Raw genomic sequence first — 17,019 nt, forward strand, 5'->3', positions numbered from 1 at the left:
ATTAAACCCCCATTGCTTCATAGTAATAATTTTGTTCTTCAATTTGACGAATTACCCAAGGTTTAGGTTCAACACACACGATTTGATCGGTATATCCATCAAGATCATCTTTTTGAATTGTTGCTTCCCATAGTTTAATGGCTCGTTCTATTTCTTGTTCAGCAAGTTCTTGTAGTTGATTATCAATCGTGAAAACGGAAACTTCAAAAGGTTCAAACATTTCTATAACGACAAAATGAGTAGGTGGTCTTTTTTGTCCTGTTAATTTTTTTAGACCTCTTTCATAAAAAACGCCTTGCGTTCTATATGTAGTCATGAGTTTATTTTGCCATTCAAAAGGCGACCCAGACCAGTTTGTTCCTTTGATATCAAAGATTGGATATGTAGGGTTCTTTGGTAGTTTATCGATCATGGATCGACACCAAATATTACCTTCCTGCCATGACATAACGACTTCATTATCACTTTTGGAAAAGAAAGCATCGCTGATGACATGAAGTTTTAACTTACTTAACGCCGTTTTTGCACATTCATAAATATTATCAAAGCATTTTTCTAAGATTGGTGTTTTGTTTGCAGAAAATGCTTCTTGCTTTAATTCCTTAGCTTTTGGATTTCTATAATCATCATAACGTATGATCCAAATATCGTTCCCTTTGTTTAAAATAAGATTATGAAGCACTGTTCCCATTATCATATCTTTAGTAGGTTCTTTTTCCTTCTTGTTAGGTGTGATGAACCTTGGATGTTTCCATGCTGCGTGATAAGGGCTTTTATCCAATAAATCCCGAATGAGGCTGTTGGACAGGCTGGGGGTAGGGCATGGATCATTATGATAGATTGACGCTGGCATATCGTAATAGATGTCAGGTTCAGTAATTTCAAAGTTTGAAGGGTAATTAACCATTGCCCCCTCCATTGTGTTGGGGGAACATATTTTCGTTTATATGAAATATTTGTGAATCGATATTGGTTAGGTGATCGGTTGAAAAAACAGTTTCCCATTCTCTTAATTGACTAAGAAGCATTTCGATTTTTTTGTCTTTAATGTCGTTATCGATATGTAGTTTTTTATTCTCTTCGATTAAGGCATTGATGAAATCTGAGAGTTTATTTTCCATGGCTCATTCTCCATGTGTTATTGTTGGCTAGTTTATCGAGTTTCCATTGTAGTTTTTGGGCTATTTGGCGGCATTCTTTGGCATGTTTGGGATGTCGTTGATTGTAAATATCAGCGTGACGATTGCGGTATTTGATTTGATCTTCTAATTCTTTTATTTTGAGCTCGTTAGCTTCTCGTCGTTGTTGTAAAAAATCTGGAATTAAGGTAAGTATTTTTTTGCATGATAGATGCATGTTAAACTCCTTTGGGGGTTGGATAAGGGGCTAGAGGGCAGAAGAGCTAGCCTCTTGTTTTAGTATGATTAATATTAAGTTTAACTAAATATATAAGTCAAGAAATATTATTAAGTTTAACTAAATTAAAAAATTATTTTAAGATGAGCTTAATTGAGTCTCTGATATTTTCAGGTGCTTCTCTGTATTTTTTAATAAGTTTGATCTCTTCATCAGATATTTTATCCTTGGATTCTTGACCAAAAGAAATTAGGTCAACAACCTTTATGTTAAAGTATTCTGCTAAAGCTATTAGCTTTGGAAATTCAGGGTAATATCTACCATTTTCCCAATGGCTAATGGTTGGAATTGACGTATCAACTATGGCAGCTATATCCGCTTGCCCTAAGTTTTTACTTTCTCTGAATTTTCTTAAACTTTGTCCTATGTTCATAAGAATAGTTAACATCAATATTCCATTCATTGATTTAGTTTAGCTAAATAATTAATTGACAATAAATTTAGTTTAAATTAATAATAAATCAACACCTGTTCTTTGACCCGTAAATAAGATTTAAGACCGTGGCTGTATCGATTCCGTCATGGTCTTCCCGCTGGGGATTATATTAAGCCATTAGGTTGTTAATATATTCTTGACCCTGAGGGGTTGGGGTGACGATAATTTTACGTCTATCTTCACGATCAACTTTTCGTTCGATTAATTGACATTCTTCCAATCGATCAAGCGCTCTGGTAACGGCTGGTTTCGACAGATTATATTTTTCGGCATAAACCATAACGCTTTCATGAATACCGTCTACATATATAGATGATAGGATAGCAAGTTGGCGAGGAATGAGTAGGAATGGATCCATTGCCGCCTTTTTGATAATTTTAAATTGGTCAATCATCACTTTCTCCTTTTAAAAAGGGGCAACGATTCGGATGAACCGTCTTTTTGATGGTGTCGATTTGGGCGATAACGATTCTAACACCAAAAACCCCATGACCATCGTGGCCATAGGGGTATAATTATACGTTATACGAATAATTGTCAATAATAAAATATACGTTTTACGAATATTATTTTTTATCTGTCAGCTTTTCACCTAACGATATCCATTGGAGTTTTGTTTCGTCGTCCATATTTTGTATTATTTTATTCATTTTAGATAAAAAATCTATAGTAGAGGCATCTTTAGGAGAAACCATTAGCTTGATTGGTTCAATTCCTAGTGTTTTTGCTATTTTTTCAAATGTTTCATCATCAATAGCCATTGTTCCACTCTCCCATCTCATTATTGTTGGTTGAGTGGAGTCCAGTTTTTCGGCAAGCTTTTCTTGAGAAAGTTTAAAGTGCTTTCTCCATTCTTTGAGGTGTTTGTATTTTTTTGTCGAAATAATGTCCATACTTTATTTTACATTATAGTCTTTATAAATTTTATATCATCAAAAGTATATTGCTTTCTCTATAAATATACGTTAAACGTATAAATATAGTATTAACATGAGATAGAAATATGCGATTAGCTGATTGGATGGATAAGAACAACTTATCACAAAAGGAAATAGGGGATTTGATAGATGTAAAACAATCTTCTGTTTCAAGATGGGTAAATGGTGTTATGCGTCCTTCTTTATCTAAAATTAAAGAAATAATTGTCTTAACTAATGGTGAAGTTAGTTTTGAAGATTTTTGTTAGTCCGACATATTTAAAGAAAGGGTAGAGGGATGAGTGAAGATTTTTTACAAAGGTTTGGACTTCAAACTATTACTGATAAGCATGGAATATTAGTTGGTTTTAAACAAACAGCCGAAAAGAAAGAGGATATAGATCATCTTTTTATACTTGGATATTTGCTGATGTTAATTTCGAACAATACTCCAACGGAATATATTAGGGGCTTTTTAGATGGTTATGCAGATTAAATCCATTTAAAAAAATAATTCCTTTACTGTTAATTCTATAGGTTCTTGTTGTTCTATTTTTACTTATATCAGATGGAATTTCTGCAATGTATCCCTCATCAATTAAAAAAGTTAAATGTGCAAATCGTTTATTATATTTATCAGTATTTTCATCATCATATTTTTCCTTCATTACGCCATTTGGAAAAAATCCTTCAAGTTCTTTCAAGAGTTCAATTGCATAATTCGGGTCTGTTTTCATAACAGTTTCCTCATGATTGTAATTGTGTCGGAACATTTATCATGAGGCAAATGGGAAAGGGAGTCAAATTCCTTTCCCGCCATACTCTGCCCTTTCTTTTCAATGTGTTGAGGGGAAAGGGGAAAGTATGAACCAGATGAATCTTTTGGATAGTATCATTGCTTTGATCCATTGGGTTCATGCTTTCCGTCCTCCATATAAGCAGTCTCTTCATGATTGTTAATATGGAGGTATAAAATTCTGTTATGAGAGAAAAATTTTCTGCGGAGAGAGAACGAATGAATGCAGCTGCGTTTTCAGATCAAGCGCAAGCCATGCTTAAAAATATGGCAGAGCTGGAAAAAGATCAGCCTTTGAAAGTTGTGTTCGGATCTTTAGCGCGTAAAACAGGACTAAATGAAGGTCAAGTCAAGCGTCTTTATTATTCTGAATGGAAAATCATTCCTGTGCATATTTATGCGCAAGTAACAAATGCATATCGCAAGTTTAATGAGTTAGCTATTCAAAATATGGAACATAGAGAAATGATCTTGCAACAAAGAATAGAACAAGTCAGTAAGGAAATCGAACATGTCTTTCATCAATTCCCTTAGGCACAAATATCATGAATGTATTGGTCATCGATTGTTAAACAAAGCTTTATCATTAAAAAATAAAGCAGAGCAGCATTTGAATATAGCCAAGAAAATCAAAGAACATTTGAAGAGTAAAAAGGAAATAACCCATGAGTGAACCAGAAGTAGGCGGCATTGCAGCGGATCGATTACGCAGCCTCATTGAACGGATCGAGCGTATCGAAGAAGAACGTAAAGGTTTGGCTGATGATATCAAGGATATTTACGCCGAGGCAAAATCAGCGGGTTTTGATGTGCCTGTCATTCGACGTATCATCAGCGCACGTAAAAAAAAGCCGTCCGAGATAGAAGAACAAGAGAATTTGTTTGATGTATATCGTCAAGCATTGGGGATGTAATGAATAGTCAAAACAATCAATTAAATCATTGTGAGGATGCAAAGTTTGGCGACGAGGCTCCTCACAATGGCTCACAATTCTAAAGGAAAGAGCAATGACAAAAATAGAGAACAACAGGCAAGTTGTAAAGAAAGAAGTTTTTAAACTCAATATCATTGATATTTTTTATCTCTCACATATAAATTGGGAAGTATCAAGAAAGACGCAAAAAGTTATCGATAAGCTGGACTTTTTAATTGGTTTAAAAGAAGTACAATCTAAATTTGCTTTTGCTTTGCCCATTACAAACGGACTTTCACGTTTAGATCAAATTAATTTCCAAGAGTTATCTGATTATGAATGTGATCCAGATGAGATTAAGAAAATTGATATAAAAATCATTCGCCAAGCAGCTCAAGAGTTAGAAGAAAAGGGTTATTTGATCCGTGATACAGATGGCAATCTTGAATTTCATCAAAGTGAGGCTGTGTAATGGCTCGTATTCCTTCAAATCAATATTATATCCAACTTGACTATAGGGCTGTCCTTTGTGATGGAACGTTAAACAGCATTGATGATGCAGCTCAAAATATTTGGACAACAATGTTTTACAAATCCCTATCTTATGAAGAGATGGGGCATTTTAAAGTCAATGGTAAACCATTATCAATTAGTGATCTTGCTAAGGTCTTAGGTAAAGATTTAAAGAAACTTAAAAGAGTTTTACCGATTTTAGTAGAAGTTGGTTTATGTGAGCAATTGGAAGATGGCACAATTATCATTCCCAGCTCTAAATTTGACCAATTTGCCTGCAATTTGCATTCAAAATGCGCGCAAAGTGACGGCAAAACGACGGCAAAACCGCGGCAAAATGCCGAGCAGAATGGCAGTTTAAAGCCAAAAACAACACCCCCTATAAAAGAAAAGAATATAAATAGAAAAGATATATCTAATAAATTAGATATACCCCCTAAAGATATAAATACCCCCCAAGCTAAATCAAAACATGGTTCAAGGCTTCCTGACGATTGGTTGCCGGATGAGGAGGATCGAGAATACGCCCGTAACCGTGGACTTGATGTTATTCGAACGATTGAGGATTTTTGTGGATATTGGCACGCCAAGGCTGGAAAAGATGCAATCAAAATGGATTGGTCTTTGACGTGGAAAACCTGGTGTCGAAAAGCAAGAGATTGGGGAAATGTCCATCATTTTCCTAAGCAAAACCAACAACACCCTGCCAAAAAACCACATAATCTTGATTGGATGATCGAAGAAGATAACCAACTTTGGGGGAACGTATAATGAACGAAATTATTGAAAAATCTTCCGTATCCTTGCCTGTTTGGTTGAATATTTCTGCACCGTCCTGGACAAAGCAATTTAAAGATCAAAAAAGCTACAATTGCTATTCTTGTGAGGGAATGACTGATTTAAAAATTGCGAGAACTTTTGGTAAAACAAAAATTAGTGAAGAACGCCATAACGAGGCTAAAGCAGCATTAGATCATTTCCTAAAATTATCTTCTGTTCCTGTTTCAATGGCAGTTTTTAGAGAAGTTTTTAAATTAGTTAATGGGAGTGTTTCGAATTCTCTATCTCAAGAAATTTTTAATTTCAAAGTGAAAGCCCTTTATAGCATTTTTGCTGATTATCCTGCTTGTATTTTCACACAAGAAACAACTCGTAAAATTGCAAATTTAAACAAATTTTTTCCATCAGGTAACGAGATTGAAACAGTTTTAGACCAAGCCAAACAAGACCTAGATAATGAAATTGAAAACTTAAAAGCTATTGTTGGGTATGGTTTTGAAACCAAAGAAGATCAACGCCGTGAACAACGAGAATTGCAAGAAAAACGCCGTCAATATTTGCAAGATAAGGCAAACCAAGAGCGACAGCATCGTATCAATTACCTGAACGCTATTACACAACCTTTGGATGAATTAAACAAAGCCATCAAAGAAGCTGTTGAGAGCTATGTTCCACAAAATGCAGCTAATATGAATAGTCAAGCCCTGATTCAACTATTCACAGAGCAAATGAACCAGATTGACGACCAACAAATTAAATTAATTCTTCAAGATAAAATCAATACCATTCGTTCAGCTGCAAGACAGATAGAGGAATTGCGTAAGCTGGGTGTTGTTGTGAAACCAATAAAGCGAGGAGCTTTCGCATGACCCAACAATTAATCGTTGCACAAACATTCATTCGTCAAGATAATCAAGGTCGTTATTGTTTAAATGATTGTCATCGTGCATCTGGAAGTGATTTGAATAAAAGACCTCAGATGTGGTTAAGGAACGATCAAACTAAGGAATTAGTTGAGGAATTGACCGATGCGCAAATTTGCGCATCGCCTATATCCATTGTAAAAGGTGGCCTTGAACAAGGCACTTATGTTGTTAAAGAACTTGTTTACGCCTATGCAATGTGGATCAGTCCATCTTTTAATTTACAAGTTATTCGTGCTTATGATGATCTTGTTTCACAACCACGATTTCAAATCCCCCAAACCTTATCAGATGCCCTGCGTTTAGCAGCAGATCAAGCAGAGGAAATCAGTATTTTAAAGCCAAAGGCTGATGGGCTAGATTTACTTACTGATGCTAATGGATCTATGTGTTTTACAGATGCTGCTAAAAGTTTAAAGGTGAAACGATCTGAACTCATAGAGTATCTCAACAATAACAAATGGATATATAAGCGTAAAGCAAAAGATAATTGGATTGCCTATCAAGATAAAATTGAACAAGGTTTGATGTGGCACCAAATAACAGAAGATACACGTTCAGGTAAACTAAAAATTTATACACAAGCTTTAATCACTCCTAAAGGTCTGGCAAAATTGGCAACCATTTTTGTAAGAGAGATTGCATAATGGCAGGCAGTGTAAACAAAGTCATCATTATCGGGCATCTTGGACAAAATCCAGAGGTTAGAACAACGCAGGCTGGGACTAAGGTTGTTAATCTCACATTGGCAACCAGCGAAAGTTGGAACGACAAGCAAACGGGTGAACGTAAAGAGGCTACTGAATGGCATCGAGTGGTCGTCTTCAAAGAACATCTGGCAAACTTCGCGGAAAAATACCTTACAAAAGGTCGCAAGGTTTACGTTGAGGGGCAATTAAAAACCCGTAAATGGACAGACCAACAAGGCGTAGAACGTTATACCACAGAGGTTGTTATCAGTCCTTATCGCGGGGATTTAGTGCCAATGGATAACAAAGATCAGGCACAAGCAGGATCAAATAATAATCTCGATGATGAAATACCGTTCTAGGGGATAATGAATGGCAAGAGTTAAAAGAAAATCACAAGCTCGTTATCCTCAAATTGTTAAAGAACATGGCTTGCAAGAGCCATGGAACTCTGGACGGCTGGAAGTCGTTCAAGAGCAAGACGAGGAAAATCCTAAGAAAACGGTTGAGCGGTTAAGGGTGAAAGCTGTTTATGATGAAATGTTATCCAGAGGAACTATTACTAAAGAGCAAAGAGACTGTGCAGAGAAATACGCCATTCTATTTGAAAAGGCAGAGGGTGCAGCCCAAGGTTTATATGCTCGGGTTAGTTTGTTACATTCAAATCATAATCGTTGGGAACCAAAGTATTCTCAATTAGAAGCAATTGAAATGATAAGGAATATCGAGGCAGAAGTTGGGAAGTATCACACAATAATTTTAAGAATGATAATTATATTTAATATGAATGCCTCAAAGATTGCCCCAGTAATTGGCAGGAATAATGATTTTGTGATGGGGCAAATTATGTCTACATTTATTCGATTAGAAGAGGCAATAGAAAATATTTAAAATATACTATTGTACGATTCAGAAAATAGTGTTAACGTAGTGTCATCATCAAAGAATTGCGTCGTGATTATGACAGTCACTTGATGCTTGTGGAAATATATCAACGTCCAAGTAAATACTAGGGGCGTTTTTTGTTGTGATGTAAAGTTAACAGTGAAATAAGAGCAATCCTTTTTAAAAATTGGTGATGTCGTCAAGCATAAAAAGAAAAAACCATATCCTACGATGAGAATTATAGAGATTGTACCTCCTGGATACTGTTTGTGTGAATGGTACAGCAAGCATTGGAAGAAATGGGAAAGAACTCTTTTTAAACCCGCCGAATTAGTTAAGAAATAATTTAAGTAAGTATAGAAATGGCTAGACCCTCTAAATATTCAGAAGAAATTGTGAATAAGATTTGTGAGCAAATAGCGAGCGGTGGAACTTTACTTAAGATATGTGAAAATGAAGATATGCCAGGCTATTCGACTGTTATGGCTTGGAAAAATGAAAGAAAAGAGTTTCAAGACAAATACGCGCGCGCGCGTGAAGATAGGGCTGATTTTCGATTTGATGAAATCGATCAAATTCTTTCAGAAGATATGCAAGATATGGTTGCTGTGCAACGAGCTAAATTGAAGATTGATGCAAAAAAATGGCAAATGTCTAAGGAAGCTCCTAAGAAGTATAGCGATAAAATAGATATGACCAGTTCTGATGGAACCATGTCGCCAGATAAAAGTATTACAGTTATTTTTGAAGAAGCCAAATTACCAAATTCCGAAAACTCATAACTAATAAATAATTTCCGTTTAATATCATATCTCTTGGTTTACGGACAAAATTAAGATTGTGCAATATATGAACGTTTTAAGGATTGACGAGCGACCAGATTTTGTATTTGGCTATTTAGGATCAGCTGGTAAAAAACCACGTTCTTTCATCTCGGCAAGTAGGTTAATTATCACAATTGTTTTTGGATCAACTTTACTTTCGCCTGATTTTTCACGATCTAGCGTGTTTCTTGCCCCTTTGTTAGTTCTGTAGTCTCCGTAGCTAGACATTACCCTGATAAATGCACTGTAGCTATACCCTAAATCTTTAATGGCTTTTTCTAAATCTTCTTTTGTTTCAATCTTGTATTTCATATCAAAACCTTTTATATTTAATTAAGAGAGATCGGGAAGGTTTCCCCTCCCAACCCCTCTTAGTGGTTTTTAAAAGGAATGCTGATCGTAATCTTTATTCCTTTTTCAGATAGCGAAAGTTCCAGTTTCACTATTTGAAGCAACCACCAGAGAAAAAGAATATAATCCATTCTTTTTTCTCCAATTATGTTGAGACCCCATTGTCTCAACACTTATAAAATTGCCCCATTATGGGGTATATGTAAAGTAATAAAGTGCATTTTTCCTCGGAATTTTGCACTTTTTTTATGTCTTTTTTGTAAAATTATTTATCGTAAAATATGCCAGATATTAAGTTTCCAAGATGGGCAAGAGATTTGTTTGTGCCAGCTCGGTATAAATTGCTTAACGGTGGCCGTGGAGGTGGTAAATCATGGGCTGTGGCATCTGCTTTAACCCTTCAGGGAGCGCAAAGACCATTACGTGTAATTTGTGGACGTGAATTTCAAAAATCAATTCAAGAATCAGTACATCAACTTCTGTGCGATTCAATTCATAGAAATGGTTTAAGTAACTTATATGACGTTAAAGATACTAAAATACTTGGTAAAAATAATACGGAATTTATTTTTACAGGTTTGGCTAGAAATATTGACTCTATAAAATCTATCGAAGGAATTGATATTGTTTGGATTGAAGAAGCTCAAACAATTAGTCAAAAGAGTTTGGATTTTTTAAGACCTACCATTCGTAAAAAGGATTCTGAATTATGGTTTACTTGGAATCCTGATGACGAAAATGATCCGATTCAGTTATTAAAAAATAGTTTAGTAATAGATCAAGAACAAAAAGCAATTATCAAAAAAATTACTTGGCGTGATAATCTTTGGTTTCCAGAAGAATTAAATAAAGAACGATTACATTGTTTAAGAACAAACCCAGCTCAATATAATCATATTTGGGAAGGCGATTTCATACAATCTCTTAGCGAGTTTTTTAAAGAAGAATGTTTTCTGGTTGATAATAAGCCAGTTGAAACGCCCCTTCATATCAATTTAGTTTTTGCCACCGTGGATACAACCTTGAAGGGTGGTGAAGGTAAAGATGGAACAGCTGTTTGTTATTGGGGATTAAACACTTTTGATGAAAATTATCCTCTTATTCTTCTCGACTGGGATCTGGTTGAGTTAGAAGGGTATTTACTTAAAGATTGGATGAATAGTGTCGTTTACCCAAATTTGGAAATTTTAGCCGTACAAACGCAAGCCATTAGAGGAAGTGCTGGGGCATACGTGGAAGATAAAGCCGTTGGGACGGTTCTCATTCAACAGGCAATGAGTCAAGGGTTAGATGTATATGCAATTGATTCAAAATTAACAGCGTTAGGAAAAGATCGGCGTTGCATTCTTATTTCTGATGTTGTTCGCGAGGGAAAAGTGAAGTTTACGTTTCATGCTTATTATAAAACAACTAAATTCAGAGGCATCACAAGAAATCATCTCGTGAAACAGGTTGTATCATTTTCTCCTGGGGACAAGGAAGCAGATAAAAGACAAGATGATTTATTAGATGCGTTTGCGTATGGCGTAGCAATAGGGTTAAAGGATTCATTGGTTGATGCAATCGAATAATGATATGTCAGGATTTGCTTGTTTAAATAGGGTATTCAATAAAACTTTTCACAACCCTAACTATATGAACCCAGATTATTTGTCTTATGATTTGTGTAAACAACTCTACGTTTACCATCCATTAGGAAAACGGATTGTTGATCTTCCTATTGATTTGACTTTGAATAAAGATAGGATTTTAAACGTCAAACATGAGTTAAGCCCTGAGCTATTAGAGCAATTTAATAAAAAATGGAAGGAATTAAACCTTACCAGAGTTATCCGTAATTTAGCGGTTACATCACGTTTATACGGGATTGCAGCTCTGTTTATTAAAGCTGATGGAGTAGAGGATAATAAAAAAATACCTGATGATAAAACTCTAAATAACTATAAGATCACACCGCTAGTTTATGATGCGCTGAATATTGCAGGAAGTGCTACAGGCAATCAGAATATTGATTCTGTAGATTTTTTAGAGTTAAAAGATGTTTATCGATCAGGCACAGCATTGGCAAAAGATCGGTCAATTATTCTCAGTAACGGTGACCCTATTTATATTGAGTATATTAACTCTGCTTATGGTTATGCGGGGCGTAGTGTATTTCAAAACTGTGCGGGACTGTTACAATCTTATCTTGATGTAATGGAAGCAGATAATACGGTGGCTCGTAAGGTTGCTTTGATTGTGGCTAAACTAAATCAAGGTGGGAGTGCTACTAGAGTTCAGGAAGCCGCTAATGATCAAAAAAGAAATTTACTACAAGAAGCCCGTAATGATAATGTTTTAAGTATTGGTACTAATGAAGATATCGATACGTTAAATATGACGAATGTAGATAACTCTTTAGATACGTCTCGTCGTCATATTATTGAGGATATTGCCAATGCTATTGATTTACCTGTAATCTTGCTTAATGGGCAAAAATTTACAGGTGGGTTTGGTGAAGGTTCCGAGGACACCAAAAATATCGGTCGTCATATTGATAATAAACGTCAATGGCTTGAACCGATATTTGATTTTTGTGACAATTTAGTCATGGAGTTGGCATGGGATTTTAATTTTATTGACTCTTTAAATTCTAAAAATTCTTCTTTTTATGATAAGAACTTAACATCATTTGAAGAAAAACAACGTCTTTATAAGGTTAAGTTCCAAGAGTTAAAGAATAGTTTTTCCTATAGTTTCCCTTCATTTCTGACTGAAACTGAAGCTGAAATACTAGATGGTGACGTTAAGAAAATTAATTCTATGAAGACCATCTTTGAAAGTGTTTACGACAAAGTTGATCCACAAACAAAAAGCCAGCTGATTTGCTGGATGATGGATAATTTTAACGATTTGCGAAGTGTCAACAAAGTTAAAATTGATTACAATCCTGATGAAATTAAAGAGTTTATAGAGATCAATGGGGCTGATGATTTAATAAATCGCTTAACAAATGGTAATAAGCAGGAGCAATCTAATGACACTGCTTAAACGTGTTTTACTTTTTTTAAAAAAAGTTCAAGATAGCGCAGAAAAAATAGACGTAATTACGTATGAAATGATGCAATCTTGGCAACAAGAGCTTTCAGGCCTTTTAAAAAATGAAAATAAAGTCGTCAATCCTGATCCTATCTATAAATATTTAAAAGGGATTGTTAAAAAGCAATTAACCAGAAAAAGCCTTCAAAAAAACTTTAAAGGAAATACACTTAATTTCACAAGAGCAAGGTTAACTGAAAATTCTCAGAAATATCTGGATGAAAGGGTAATGTTCTCTGTTTCTTTAATACAACATAATCGAGAGCAACAAGTTAATGCCACTTTAAAACGTTTTGCAGGATGGCTTTCTGCTATTCCAACAAACAGTGTTTCAGAGGCAAAAGAAAAACCAAAAGAGGCTGTAAAGGATATTATTAAACCACTGATTCGGCAGACCTTTGAGGAAAGGAGAGTATTAATTGACCAAGGTCATAAATTAAGTGCTGCGGTGAATGAGGCGATTGCTCAAGATCAAGGGGCAATATGTGTTGAATGGCATAGTCATTGGCAAGAGGTTAATTATAATTATCGTAAAACTCACAAGGAGCGGGATAGAAAGTTATTTTTTTATAAAGATAATTATTTTGTCCAAAATGGTTATATTAAAAAAGATGGTATTCAATACATCAATGATATTGATGGATTTGGACAGGAACCGTTTTGCAGGTGCTACGGCACCTATTTTTTTACCCTTTACGATATCCCAGAGAGTTATTTAACTAAAAAAGGGAAAGACTATATCAATGGTTAACCTTGTTGCATGTGCCATGATTAAGGTTGGGAAATCTATCCTTTTAGTGAAAAGAAAAGATAATGATCTTTGGAGTTTTCCTGGAGGGCATACTGAGGGTAATGAAAATCCTTTTGAGACCGCTATACGTGAAACGTATGAAGAAACAGGGATTGAATTAACTAAACCTGTTGAGGATAGTTTTTGTAATCTATGGTCTGAGGATAAGTTTATTTCTTTTATTCCGTTTCGATTAAAGGAATTAAAAGAAGTTTCTTTAGATACAGATGAGTTGATAGATGCTCATTTATTTCCAATTGATAAATTGCCTTCCGATTGTATGGATACAGTCTATACCGCCATAAAATGGGGTGGCTATGATGAACATGATGTATCCCAGGCTATTGCAAAAGGTGAACTAGCTTCACCTCAATATTTTGATGGTAATTATCTATTTGATATGCGTTTAACAGGCACAGGAACTGCGAAGCGCAATTTAGAAGATAATCAGACAGAAATTACTTACAGAGACCCAAAAGAATTTCTATCAAAGAAATTTTTAAACCTTTGTAATGGGGTAAGGGTAGTTTTCGACCATCCTGAAAAAGATAATGTTGATACTGAATATTTAAGAAACAGGCAAGTTGGAACCGTCATTTTACCTTATGTGTTCGGTCAAGAGGTTTGGGCGATTGTTAAGGTTGCTAGTGCTTTATTTTCAGAAATGCTTATGCAAACACCGTATTCAACAAGCCCATGTGTAAGTAATCGTTCACAAAATCAGCCTGTTTATTTCGAAAAGAATAAACGAGCTTTGTATGAAAACAGCCCCTATGTAGTGGATCATTTGGCAATTGTTTTACATGGGGTCTGGGATAAAGATGGGGAAGTGCCACCAGGGATATCAACCCCTATTAATTATATTAATAAAATTGGAGCTAAAATTATTATGCCTAATGATTTAGATGATCGCTATAAAAGTTTAATGGAAAAAGTTAGTAGTAAAAGGAGTGATTCAAGCAGAAGAGATGCCGATAATGCTTTTTTAGAAGAAAGCAAACGCAAATTTGAATTACAGCTTGAGCTTGCCAAAGAACGTATTGAAAATGGTGATTTTACTGATAAAGATCAAGAGTATCTCGATCGTGCTCGTGAACAATATGAAAAAGCAAAAGAGGCAACAAGTAAAACACAAGAAGGGGCTGATGCGGGTCGTCAAGATAGCGCTGAATCAATGCTTGCTAATGCAGCTAATGCCAGTCAGCCCATTACACGTGATGAAATAAAGGGGATGTTCCAAGAGTTGGGAACGCAGATTGTTGGTGCATTATCTAAACAAGATTCTTCCGAACCTCCAGCAGAACCACCCCCACCGCCAGAAGACAAAAAAAAAGACGAGTTGCAGTCTGAAAAAAAAAATGATGGTGACAACGGTAACGGAACCCAAAGGGAAGGTGAGGATGTGGATCAGAAAGCGGTTGATGCTATCTTAGCAAGTAAAGATCAGGGTAAAGAGTTGACTGACGAAGAACGAACAACGATTAGTGACTGTCAACAGCGGTTTGAAATGGCATATAAAATGCATAATAAACGTGTTCCTACTCCTTTAGCTTATGAAAGTCCTGCCCAATATGGTGCCCGTGTTTTAAGTGGAGTTATTCAACATTCGCCTCGCTGGAGCGCAATTGGTTTAGAGGCAGTTCGTAAAGATTCAAATCTTATGAAAATAGCTCTTGAGGAAGTTCCACAAGCAGCAGAGAAAGCAGCATGTGTTGAGTTGACTGGCAAAGGTGAAATGCGTGTGACTGAAACACACGATGGCTCAAGAACAATTCGCACCCCAACAGGAAGCCCTAGCGCGTTTTTACGCCCTTTCTCTACTCGTGATCGAGTTGTTGCTTTTAATTAATACATTAAGGATTTAAATATATGGCTATTACTGGTTTAAACCCATTGGGCACTTCGTTTGCTAGTGGGTCTTTTTCTACCGATAGTTCGGGATATACCCATGGTATAATGGAGGCGGATCCAGCTGCACGCTATGCTATCACGGCGGGAAAAATTAAGCAGACAGACAAAAATATTTACTTTGGTGGCATGCCAATTGTAGAAAATGTTTCAGAAATGCGGGGAAATCCACTGCCTTATATTCAATTAGCAACAGCAAGTGACACGCCAATTGGATTTACAGTATTTAATCAGGCAAATAACCTGTTTATATTAGGGGCTAACCAAGTGCCGACAACGACTGGTGGAGGAACCATTAATTATGTTCGTTTTGGCAGTAACGCACGCGTGGCTCTAACGTGTGATCCAGCGTTGAGATTTTCGTTAAACCAACCTGTAAGCACTTTAAAAGTCGCATGGGATTTCGATAAAAATCAATTGGTTGCAGCAGGTTCAGGAACGGCTTTGCCTGTAAAAGTGCTGAGCCTTTCTTTGCAAAATTCTAAAACTGTTCAATTTAATCAAGATACGCAGATTATTAGTTGGAACCCAAATGGTTCATGTGCGTTAGTATTGTTATAAGGAATAATAAATGTCAACTTTAGCACCCGCATCGTTTCGACTTAATCCAAGTTTTTCATCTCCAAATGTCTTAGTTGACAGAAATCAACCTTCTGGTGCGTTTTATTTGCTGCAAAATGGCGAATTTAGAGTACAATTGGGCTTGGCAGATAAAATGGTTTATATGAACCGCCTTGGAATTAAAACCCGCAATTCAATTGCTCAAGATTCACAAAATGAATTGGCATCTGTTGATATTGCCATGGGTCAGGTTCAGACACCAACTTATTTACTGCAAGCTCGTGCCATTTATAATCGCCACGAGGTTGCGGCAGCATCGGCTTACAATGTAGCTTTGCCTATGGCATTTTCATTGGCGTTGAGGCAAGCACATTACAACCAGTTACGTGATTTATTGCTGTATGGTTTCCAACCTGAATACGGTGAGGGAATATTGAATGCAGTCGGTGCAAAGCGCACTGTTATTCCAGCAGATAGTAATGGGACAAAAGATGTTTTAAATATGATTTCTGGTGAGATTTCAGAGTTTTTATTGAAAGAAATCACCGATATTATTAATCGAACACAACAAGCGGGTTTAAAAAATATCATTACAATTCTTGCACCTCAACGGGTATTAAATCAATTCGCCATTAGTAAAATTGTTAGTCTATCAACCTATCAGATGGCTGGCGGTGGTGTTGCAACCATCAAAGGACAGCTTGATGCAATCTTAAAAGATAACGATACAGTTCTTTTATGGCAGTATGATGATACGTTACAAGGCAAAGGCGATAATGGCTCTGATGTTATTATTATATCATTGGTTGAGCTTGATATGGGGGGCTTTGATAGAGCCATAAATACTAATATTTTTGCTCAAAATATAAGCCCTCAAGAGAATGCATGTAATTTAATGTTTACTGATGTTCCAGCACCAGTTGAATTTATTACGCCACTTGCTGGAACAGCGACGCATATTCAAGCCGAAATGCGTGCAACGCCAGGATGGGCTGTCCGTCCAACTGCCACAACGATTATTTCTGCTGCCATTGAGGTTGACGACGTAAATGAGAATGATCGTAGTTTTAATTTTGCTTCAAATACAGCAACAGACGGTAAAGGTGAAACTCAAACTACTGATGGAACAGTAGCAGGGAATAACACTAATACAGGGTCAACAAAGTCTACTTCAAATACTGCAACAGACGGTAAAAATAAATAGAACCTAAGCCTGTGTCATTACAGGATTTTACAAT

Annotated in this window: 24 protein-coding genes and 1 pseudogene; 17 read left to right on the forward strand and 8 right to left on the reverse strand. The window is 35.9% G+C overall.

Going from position 1 to position 17,019, the window contains the following annotated elements:
- Position 1 precedes the first annotated feature (1 nt).
- From QJV33_RS07065 to QJV33_RS07090, 6 genes are all read right to left on the reverse strand, one after another.
- Positions 2-907 (reverse strand): PD-(D/E)XK nuclease-like domain-containing protein, encoded by a 906-nt coding sequence (locus tag QJV33_RS07065; protein WP_281462660.1) that lies wholly within the window; start codon positions 905-907, stop codon positions 2-4.
- Entirely contained in the window at positions 900-1,121 is a 222-nt protein-coding gene (locus QJV33_RS07070; protein ID WP_281462661.1) for a hypothetical protein, read from the reverse strand. The genes QJV33_RS07065 and QJV33_RS07070 overlap by 8 nt, the downstream gene beginning before the upstream one ends.
- Positions 1,111-1,356, reverse strand: a complete 246-nt coding sequence (locus tag QJV33_RS07075) for a hypothetical protein (protein ID WP_281462662.1) — start codon at positions 1,354-1,356, stop codon at positions 1,111-1,113. The genes QJV33_RS07070 and QJV33_RS07075 overlap by 11 nt, the downstream gene beginning before the upstream one ends.
- A gap of 133 nt (positions 1,357-1,489) precedes the next feature.
- Positions 1,490-1,804: a helix-turn-helix domain-containing protein gene (locus QJV33_RS07080; RefSeq protein ID WP_281462663.1), complete on the reverse strand. Its 315-nt coding sequence runs from the start codon at positions 1,802-1,804 to the stop codon at positions 1,490-1,492.
- 157 nt (positions 1,805-1,961) lie between these two features.
- Positions 1,962-2,246 carry a MarR family transcriptional regulator gene (locus QJV33_RS07085; RefSeq protein WP_281462664.1) on the reverse strand — a complete coding sequence of 95 codons (285 nt, stop codon included), beginning with the start codon at positions 2,244-2,246 and terminating at the stop codon, positions 1,962-1,964.
- Between the two features lie 172 nt (positions 2,247-2,418).
- Positions 2,419-2,745: a helix-turn-helix domain-containing protein gene (locus QJV33_RS07090; RefSeq protein ID WP_281462665.1), complete on the reverse strand. Its 327-nt coding sequence runs from the start codon at positions 2,743-2,745 to the stop codon at positions 2,419-2,421.
- Between the two features lie 110 nt (positions 2,746-2,855).
- Between QJV33_RS07090 and QJV33_RS07095 the strand changes: the two genes are divergently transcribed.
- Positions 2,856-3,038 carry a helix-turn-helix domain-containing protein gene (locus tag QJV33_RS07095; protein WP_281462666.1) on the forward strand — a complete coding sequence of 61 codons (183 nt, stop codon included), beginning with the start codon at positions 2,856-2,858 and terminating at the stop codon, positions 3,036-3,038.
- A 29-nt stretch (positions 3,039-3,067) separates the two neighbouring features.
- Entirely contained in the window at positions 3,068-3,265 is a 198-nt protein-coding gene (locus QJV33_RS07100; protein WP_281462667.1) for a hypothetical protein, read from the forward strand.
- On the opposite strand, the gene QJV33_RS07105 is transcribed toward QJV33_RS07100, so the two are convergent.
- Positions 3,234-3,506, reverse strand: coding sequence for a hypothetical protein (locus QJV33_RS07105; protein WP_281462668.1), 273 nt, complete (start codon positions 3,504-3,506; stop codon positions 3,234-3,236). The genes QJV33_RS07100 and QJV33_RS07105 overlap by 32 nt on opposite strands.
- 245 nt (positions 3,507-3,751) lie before the next feature.
- Here QJV33_RS07105 and QJV33_RS07110 point away from each other — a divergent pair, with 245 nt between their 5' ends.
- The 9 genes and pseudogenes from QJV33_RS07110 (at position 3,752) to QJV33_RS07150 (ending at position 9,051) form a co-directional block, all read left to right on the forward strand.
- The gene (locus QJV33_RS07110; RefSeq protein WP_281462669.1) at positions 3,752-4,099 is read left to right on the forward strand and encodes a hypothetical protein; all 348 of its coding nucleotides are present in this window, start codon (positions 3,752-3,754) and stop codon (positions 4,097-4,099) included.
- A 131-nt stretch (positions 4,100-4,230) separates the two neighbouring features.
- Positions 4,231-4,479 (forward strand): DUF2312 domain-containing protein, encoded by a 249-nt coding sequence (locus QJV33_RS07115; RefSeq protein ID WP_281462670.1) that lies wholly within the window; start codon positions 4,231-4,233, stop codon positions 4,477-4,479.
- Between the two features lie 94 nt (positions 4,480-4,573).
- Positions 4,574-4,951 carry a hypothetical protein gene (locus tag QJV33_RS07120; protein ID WP_281462671.1) on the forward strand — a complete coding sequence of 126 codons (378 nt, stop codon included), beginning with the start codon at positions 4,574-4,576 and terminating at the stop codon, positions 4,949-4,951.
- Positions 4,951-5,763: a hypothetical protein gene (locus QJV33_RS07125; RefSeq protein WP_281462672.1), complete on the forward strand. Its 813-nt coding sequence runs from the start codon at positions 4,951-4,953 to the stop codon at positions 5,761-5,763. Before QJV33_RS07120 ends, QJV33_RS07125 begins: the two co-directional genes overlap by 1 nt.
- Positions 5,763-6,641 carry a hypothetical protein gene (locus QJV33_RS07130; protein WP_281462673.1) on the forward strand — a complete coding sequence of 293 codons (879 nt, stop codon included), beginning with the start codon at positions 5,763-5,765 and terminating at the stop codon, positions 6,639-6,641. Before QJV33_RS07125 ends, QJV33_RS07130 begins: the two co-directional genes overlap by 1 nt.
- Entirely contained in the window at positions 6,638-7,342 is a 705-nt protein-coding gene (locus tag QJV33_RS07135; protein ID WP_281462674.1) for a phage antirepressor KilAC domain-containing protein, read from the forward strand. Before QJV33_RS07130 ends, QJV33_RS07135 begins: the two co-directional genes overlap by 4 nt.
- Positions 7,342-7,725: pseudogene (gene ssb / locus QJV33_RS07140) on the forward strand (single-stranded DNA-binding protein); the annotation flags it as partial. The gene QJV33_RS07135 and the pseudogene ssb, both read left to right, overlap by 1 nt.
- 31 nt (positions 7,726-7,756) lie before the next feature.
- On the forward strand, positions 7,757-8,275 hold the full coding sequence (locus QJV33_RS07145) for a hypothetical protein (RefSeq protein WP_281462676.1): 519 nt from the start codon (positions 7,757-7,759) through the stop codon (positions 8,273-8,275).
- Between the two features lie 356 nt (positions 8,276-8,631).
- On the forward strand, positions 8,632-9,051 hold the full coding sequence (locus QJV33_RS07150) for a terminase small subunit-like protein (protein ID WP_281462677.1): 420 nt from the start codon (positions 8,632-8,634) through the stop codon (positions 9,049-9,051).
- A gap of 111 nt (positions 9,052-9,162) precedes the next feature.
- Here QJV33_RS07150 and QJV33_RS07155 read toward each other — a convergent pair whose 3' ends face one another.
- Positions 9,163-9,405, reverse strand: a complete 243-nt coding sequence (locus QJV33_RS07155; protein WP_281462678.1) for a hypothetical protein — start codon at positions 9,403-9,405, stop codon at positions 9,163-9,165.
- A gap of 320 nt (positions 9,406-9,725) precedes the next feature.
- Here QJV33_RS07155 and QJV33_RS07160 point away from each other — a divergent pair, with 320 nt between their 5' ends.
- The 6 genes from QJV33_RS07160 to QJV33_RS07185 are packed head-to-tail and all read left to right on the forward strand — an operon-like array spanning position 9,726 to position 16,985.
- Positions 9,726-11,015 carry a PBSX family phage terminase large subunit gene (locus QJV33_RS07160; RefSeq protein ID WP_281462679.1) on the forward strand — a complete coding sequence of 430 codons (1,290 nt, stop codon included), beginning with the start codon at positions 9,726-9,728 and terminating at the stop codon, positions 11,013-11,015.
- A complete protein-coding gene (locus QJV33_RS07165) occupies positions 11,002-12,474 on the forward strand; it encodes an anti-CBASS protein Acb1 family protein (RefSeq protein WP_281462680.1) in 1,473 nt (490 codons plus the stop codon). Before QJV33_RS07160 ends, QJV33_RS07165 begins: the two co-directional genes overlap by 14 nt.
- Positions 12,461-13,273, forward strand: coding sequence for a hypothetical protein (locus QJV33_RS07170; protein WP_281462681.1), 813 nt, complete (start codon positions 12,461-12,463; stop codon positions 13,271-13,273). Before QJV33_RS07165 ends, QJV33_RS07170 begins: the two co-directional genes overlap by 14 nt.
- Positions 13,266-15,161, forward strand: a complete 1,896-nt coding sequence (locus tag QJV33_RS07175) for an NUDIX domain-containing protein (RefSeq protein WP_281462682.1) — start codon at positions 13,266-13,268, stop codon at positions 15,159-15,161. Before QJV33_RS07170 ends, QJV33_RS07175 begins: the two co-directional genes overlap by 8 nt.
- Before the next feature lie 20 nt (positions 15,162-15,181).
- The gene (locus QJV33_RS07180; protein WP_281462683.1) at positions 15,182-15,781 is read left to right on the forward strand and encodes a hypothetical protein; all 600 of its coding nucleotides are present in this window, start codon (positions 15,182-15,184) and stop codon (positions 15,779-15,781) included.
- Positions 15,782-15,791: 10 nt separating this feature from the next.
- Positions 15,792-16,985: a major capsid family protein gene (locus tag QJV33_RS07185; RefSeq protein WP_281462684.1), complete on the forward strand. Its 1,194-nt coding sequence runs from the start codon at positions 15,792-15,794 to the stop codon at positions 16,983-16,985.
- Positions 16,986-17,019 lie beyond the last annotated feature (34 nt).

The sequence above is a fragment of the Commensalibacter nepenthis genome (genome assembly GCF_029953305.1).
GTDB lineage: Bacteria > Pseudomonadota > Alphaproteobacteria > Acetobacterales > Acetobacteraceae > Commensalibacter > Commensalibacter nepenthis.

Bases quoted from the DNA above. Each gene is read 5' to 3' on its own strand.
- QJV33_RS07065 (WP_281462660.1), bottom strand. From the start codon at position 907: ATGGTTAATTACCCTTCAAACTTTGAAATTACTGAACCTGACATCTAT.
- QJV33_RS07070 (WP_281462661.1), bottom strand. From the start codon at position 1,121: ATGGAAAATAAACTCTCAGATTTCATCAATGCCTTAATCGAAGAGAAT.
- QJV33_RS07075 (WP_281462662.1), bottom strand. From the start codon at position 1,356: ATGCATCTATCATGCAAAAAAATACTTACCTTAATTCCAGATTTTTTA.
- QJV33_RS07080 (WP_281462663.1), bottom strand. From the start codon at position 1,804: ATGTTAACTATTCTTATGAACATAGGACAAAGTTTAAGAAAATTCAGA.
- QJV33_RS07085 (WP_281462664.1), bottom strand. From the start codon at position 2,246: ATGATTGACCAATTTAAAATTATCAAAAAGGCGGCAATGGATCCATTC.
- QJV33_RS07090 (WP_281462665.1), bottom strand. From the start codon at position 2,745: ATGGACATTATTTCGACAAAAAAATACAAACACCTCAAAGAATGGAGA.
- QJV33_RS07095 (WP_281462666.1), top strand. From the start codon at position 2,856: ATGCGATTAGCTGATTGGATGGATAAGAACAACTTATCACAAAAGGAA.
- QJV33_RS07100 (WP_281462667.1), top strand. From the start codon at position 3,068: ATGAGTGAAGATTTTTTACAAAGGTTTGGACTTCAAACTATTACTGAT.
- QJV33_RS07105 (WP_281462668.1), bottom strand. From the start codon at position 3,506: ATGAAAACAGACCCGAATTATGCAATTGAACTCTTGAAAGAACTTGAA.
- QJV33_RS07110 (WP_281462669.1), top strand. From the start codon at position 3,752: ATGAGAGAAAAATTTTCTGCGGAGAGAGAACGAATGAATGCAGCTGCG.
- QJV33_RS07115 (WP_281462670.1), top strand. From the start codon at position 4,231: ATGAGTGAACCAGAAGTAGGCGGCATTGCAGCGGATCGATTACGCAGC.
- QJV33_RS07120 (WP_281462671.1), top strand. From the start codon at position 4,574: ATGACAAAAATAGAGAACAACAGGCAAGTTGTAAAGAAAGAAGTTTTT.
- QJV33_RS07125 (WP_281462672.1), top strand. From the start codon at position 4,951: ATGGCTCGTATTCCTTCAAATCAATATTATATCCAACTTGACTATAGG.
- QJV33_RS07130 (WP_281462673.1), top strand. From the start codon at position 5,763: ATGAACGAAATTATTGAAAAATCTTCCGTATCCTTGCCTGTTTGGTTG.
- QJV33_RS07135 (WP_281462674.1), top strand. From the start codon at position 6,638: ATGACCCAACAATTAATCGTTGCACAAACATTCATTCGTCAAGATAAT.
- QJV33_RS07145 (WP_281462676.1), top strand. From the start codon at position 7,757: ATGGCAAGAGTTAAAAGAAAATCACAAGCTCGTTATCCTCAAATTGTT.
- QJV33_RS07150 (WP_281462677.1), top strand. From the start codon at position 8,632: ATGGCTAGACCCTCTAAATATTCAGAAGAAATTGTGAATAAGATTTGT.
- QJV33_RS07155 (WP_281462678.1), bottom strand. From the start codon at position 9,405: ATGAAATACAAGATTGAAACAAAAGAAGATTTAGAAAAAGCCATTAAA.
- QJV33_RS07160 (WP_281462679.1), top strand. From the start codon at position 9,726: ATGCCAGATATTAAGTTTCCAAGATGGGCAAGAGATTTGTTTGTGCCA.
- QJV33_RS07165 (WP_281462680.1), top strand. From the start codon at position 11,002: ATGCAATCGAATAATGATATGTCAGGATTTGCTTGTTTAAATAGGGTA.
- QJV33_RS07170 (WP_281462681.1), top strand. From the start codon at position 12,461: ATGACACTGCTTAAACGTGTTTTACTTTTTTTAAAAAAAGTTCAAGAT.
- QJV33_RS07175 (WP_281462682.1), top strand. From the start codon at position 13,266: ATGGTTAACCTTGTTGCATGTGCCATGATTAAGGTTGGGAAATCTATC.
- QJV33_RS07180 (WP_281462683.1), top strand. From the start codon at position 15,182: ATGGCTATTACTGGTTTAAACCCATTGGGCACTTCGTTTGCTAGTGGG.
- QJV33_RS07185 (WP_281462684.1), top strand. From the start codon at position 15,792: ATGTCAACTTTAGCACCCGCATCGTTTCGACTTAATCCAAGTTTTTCA.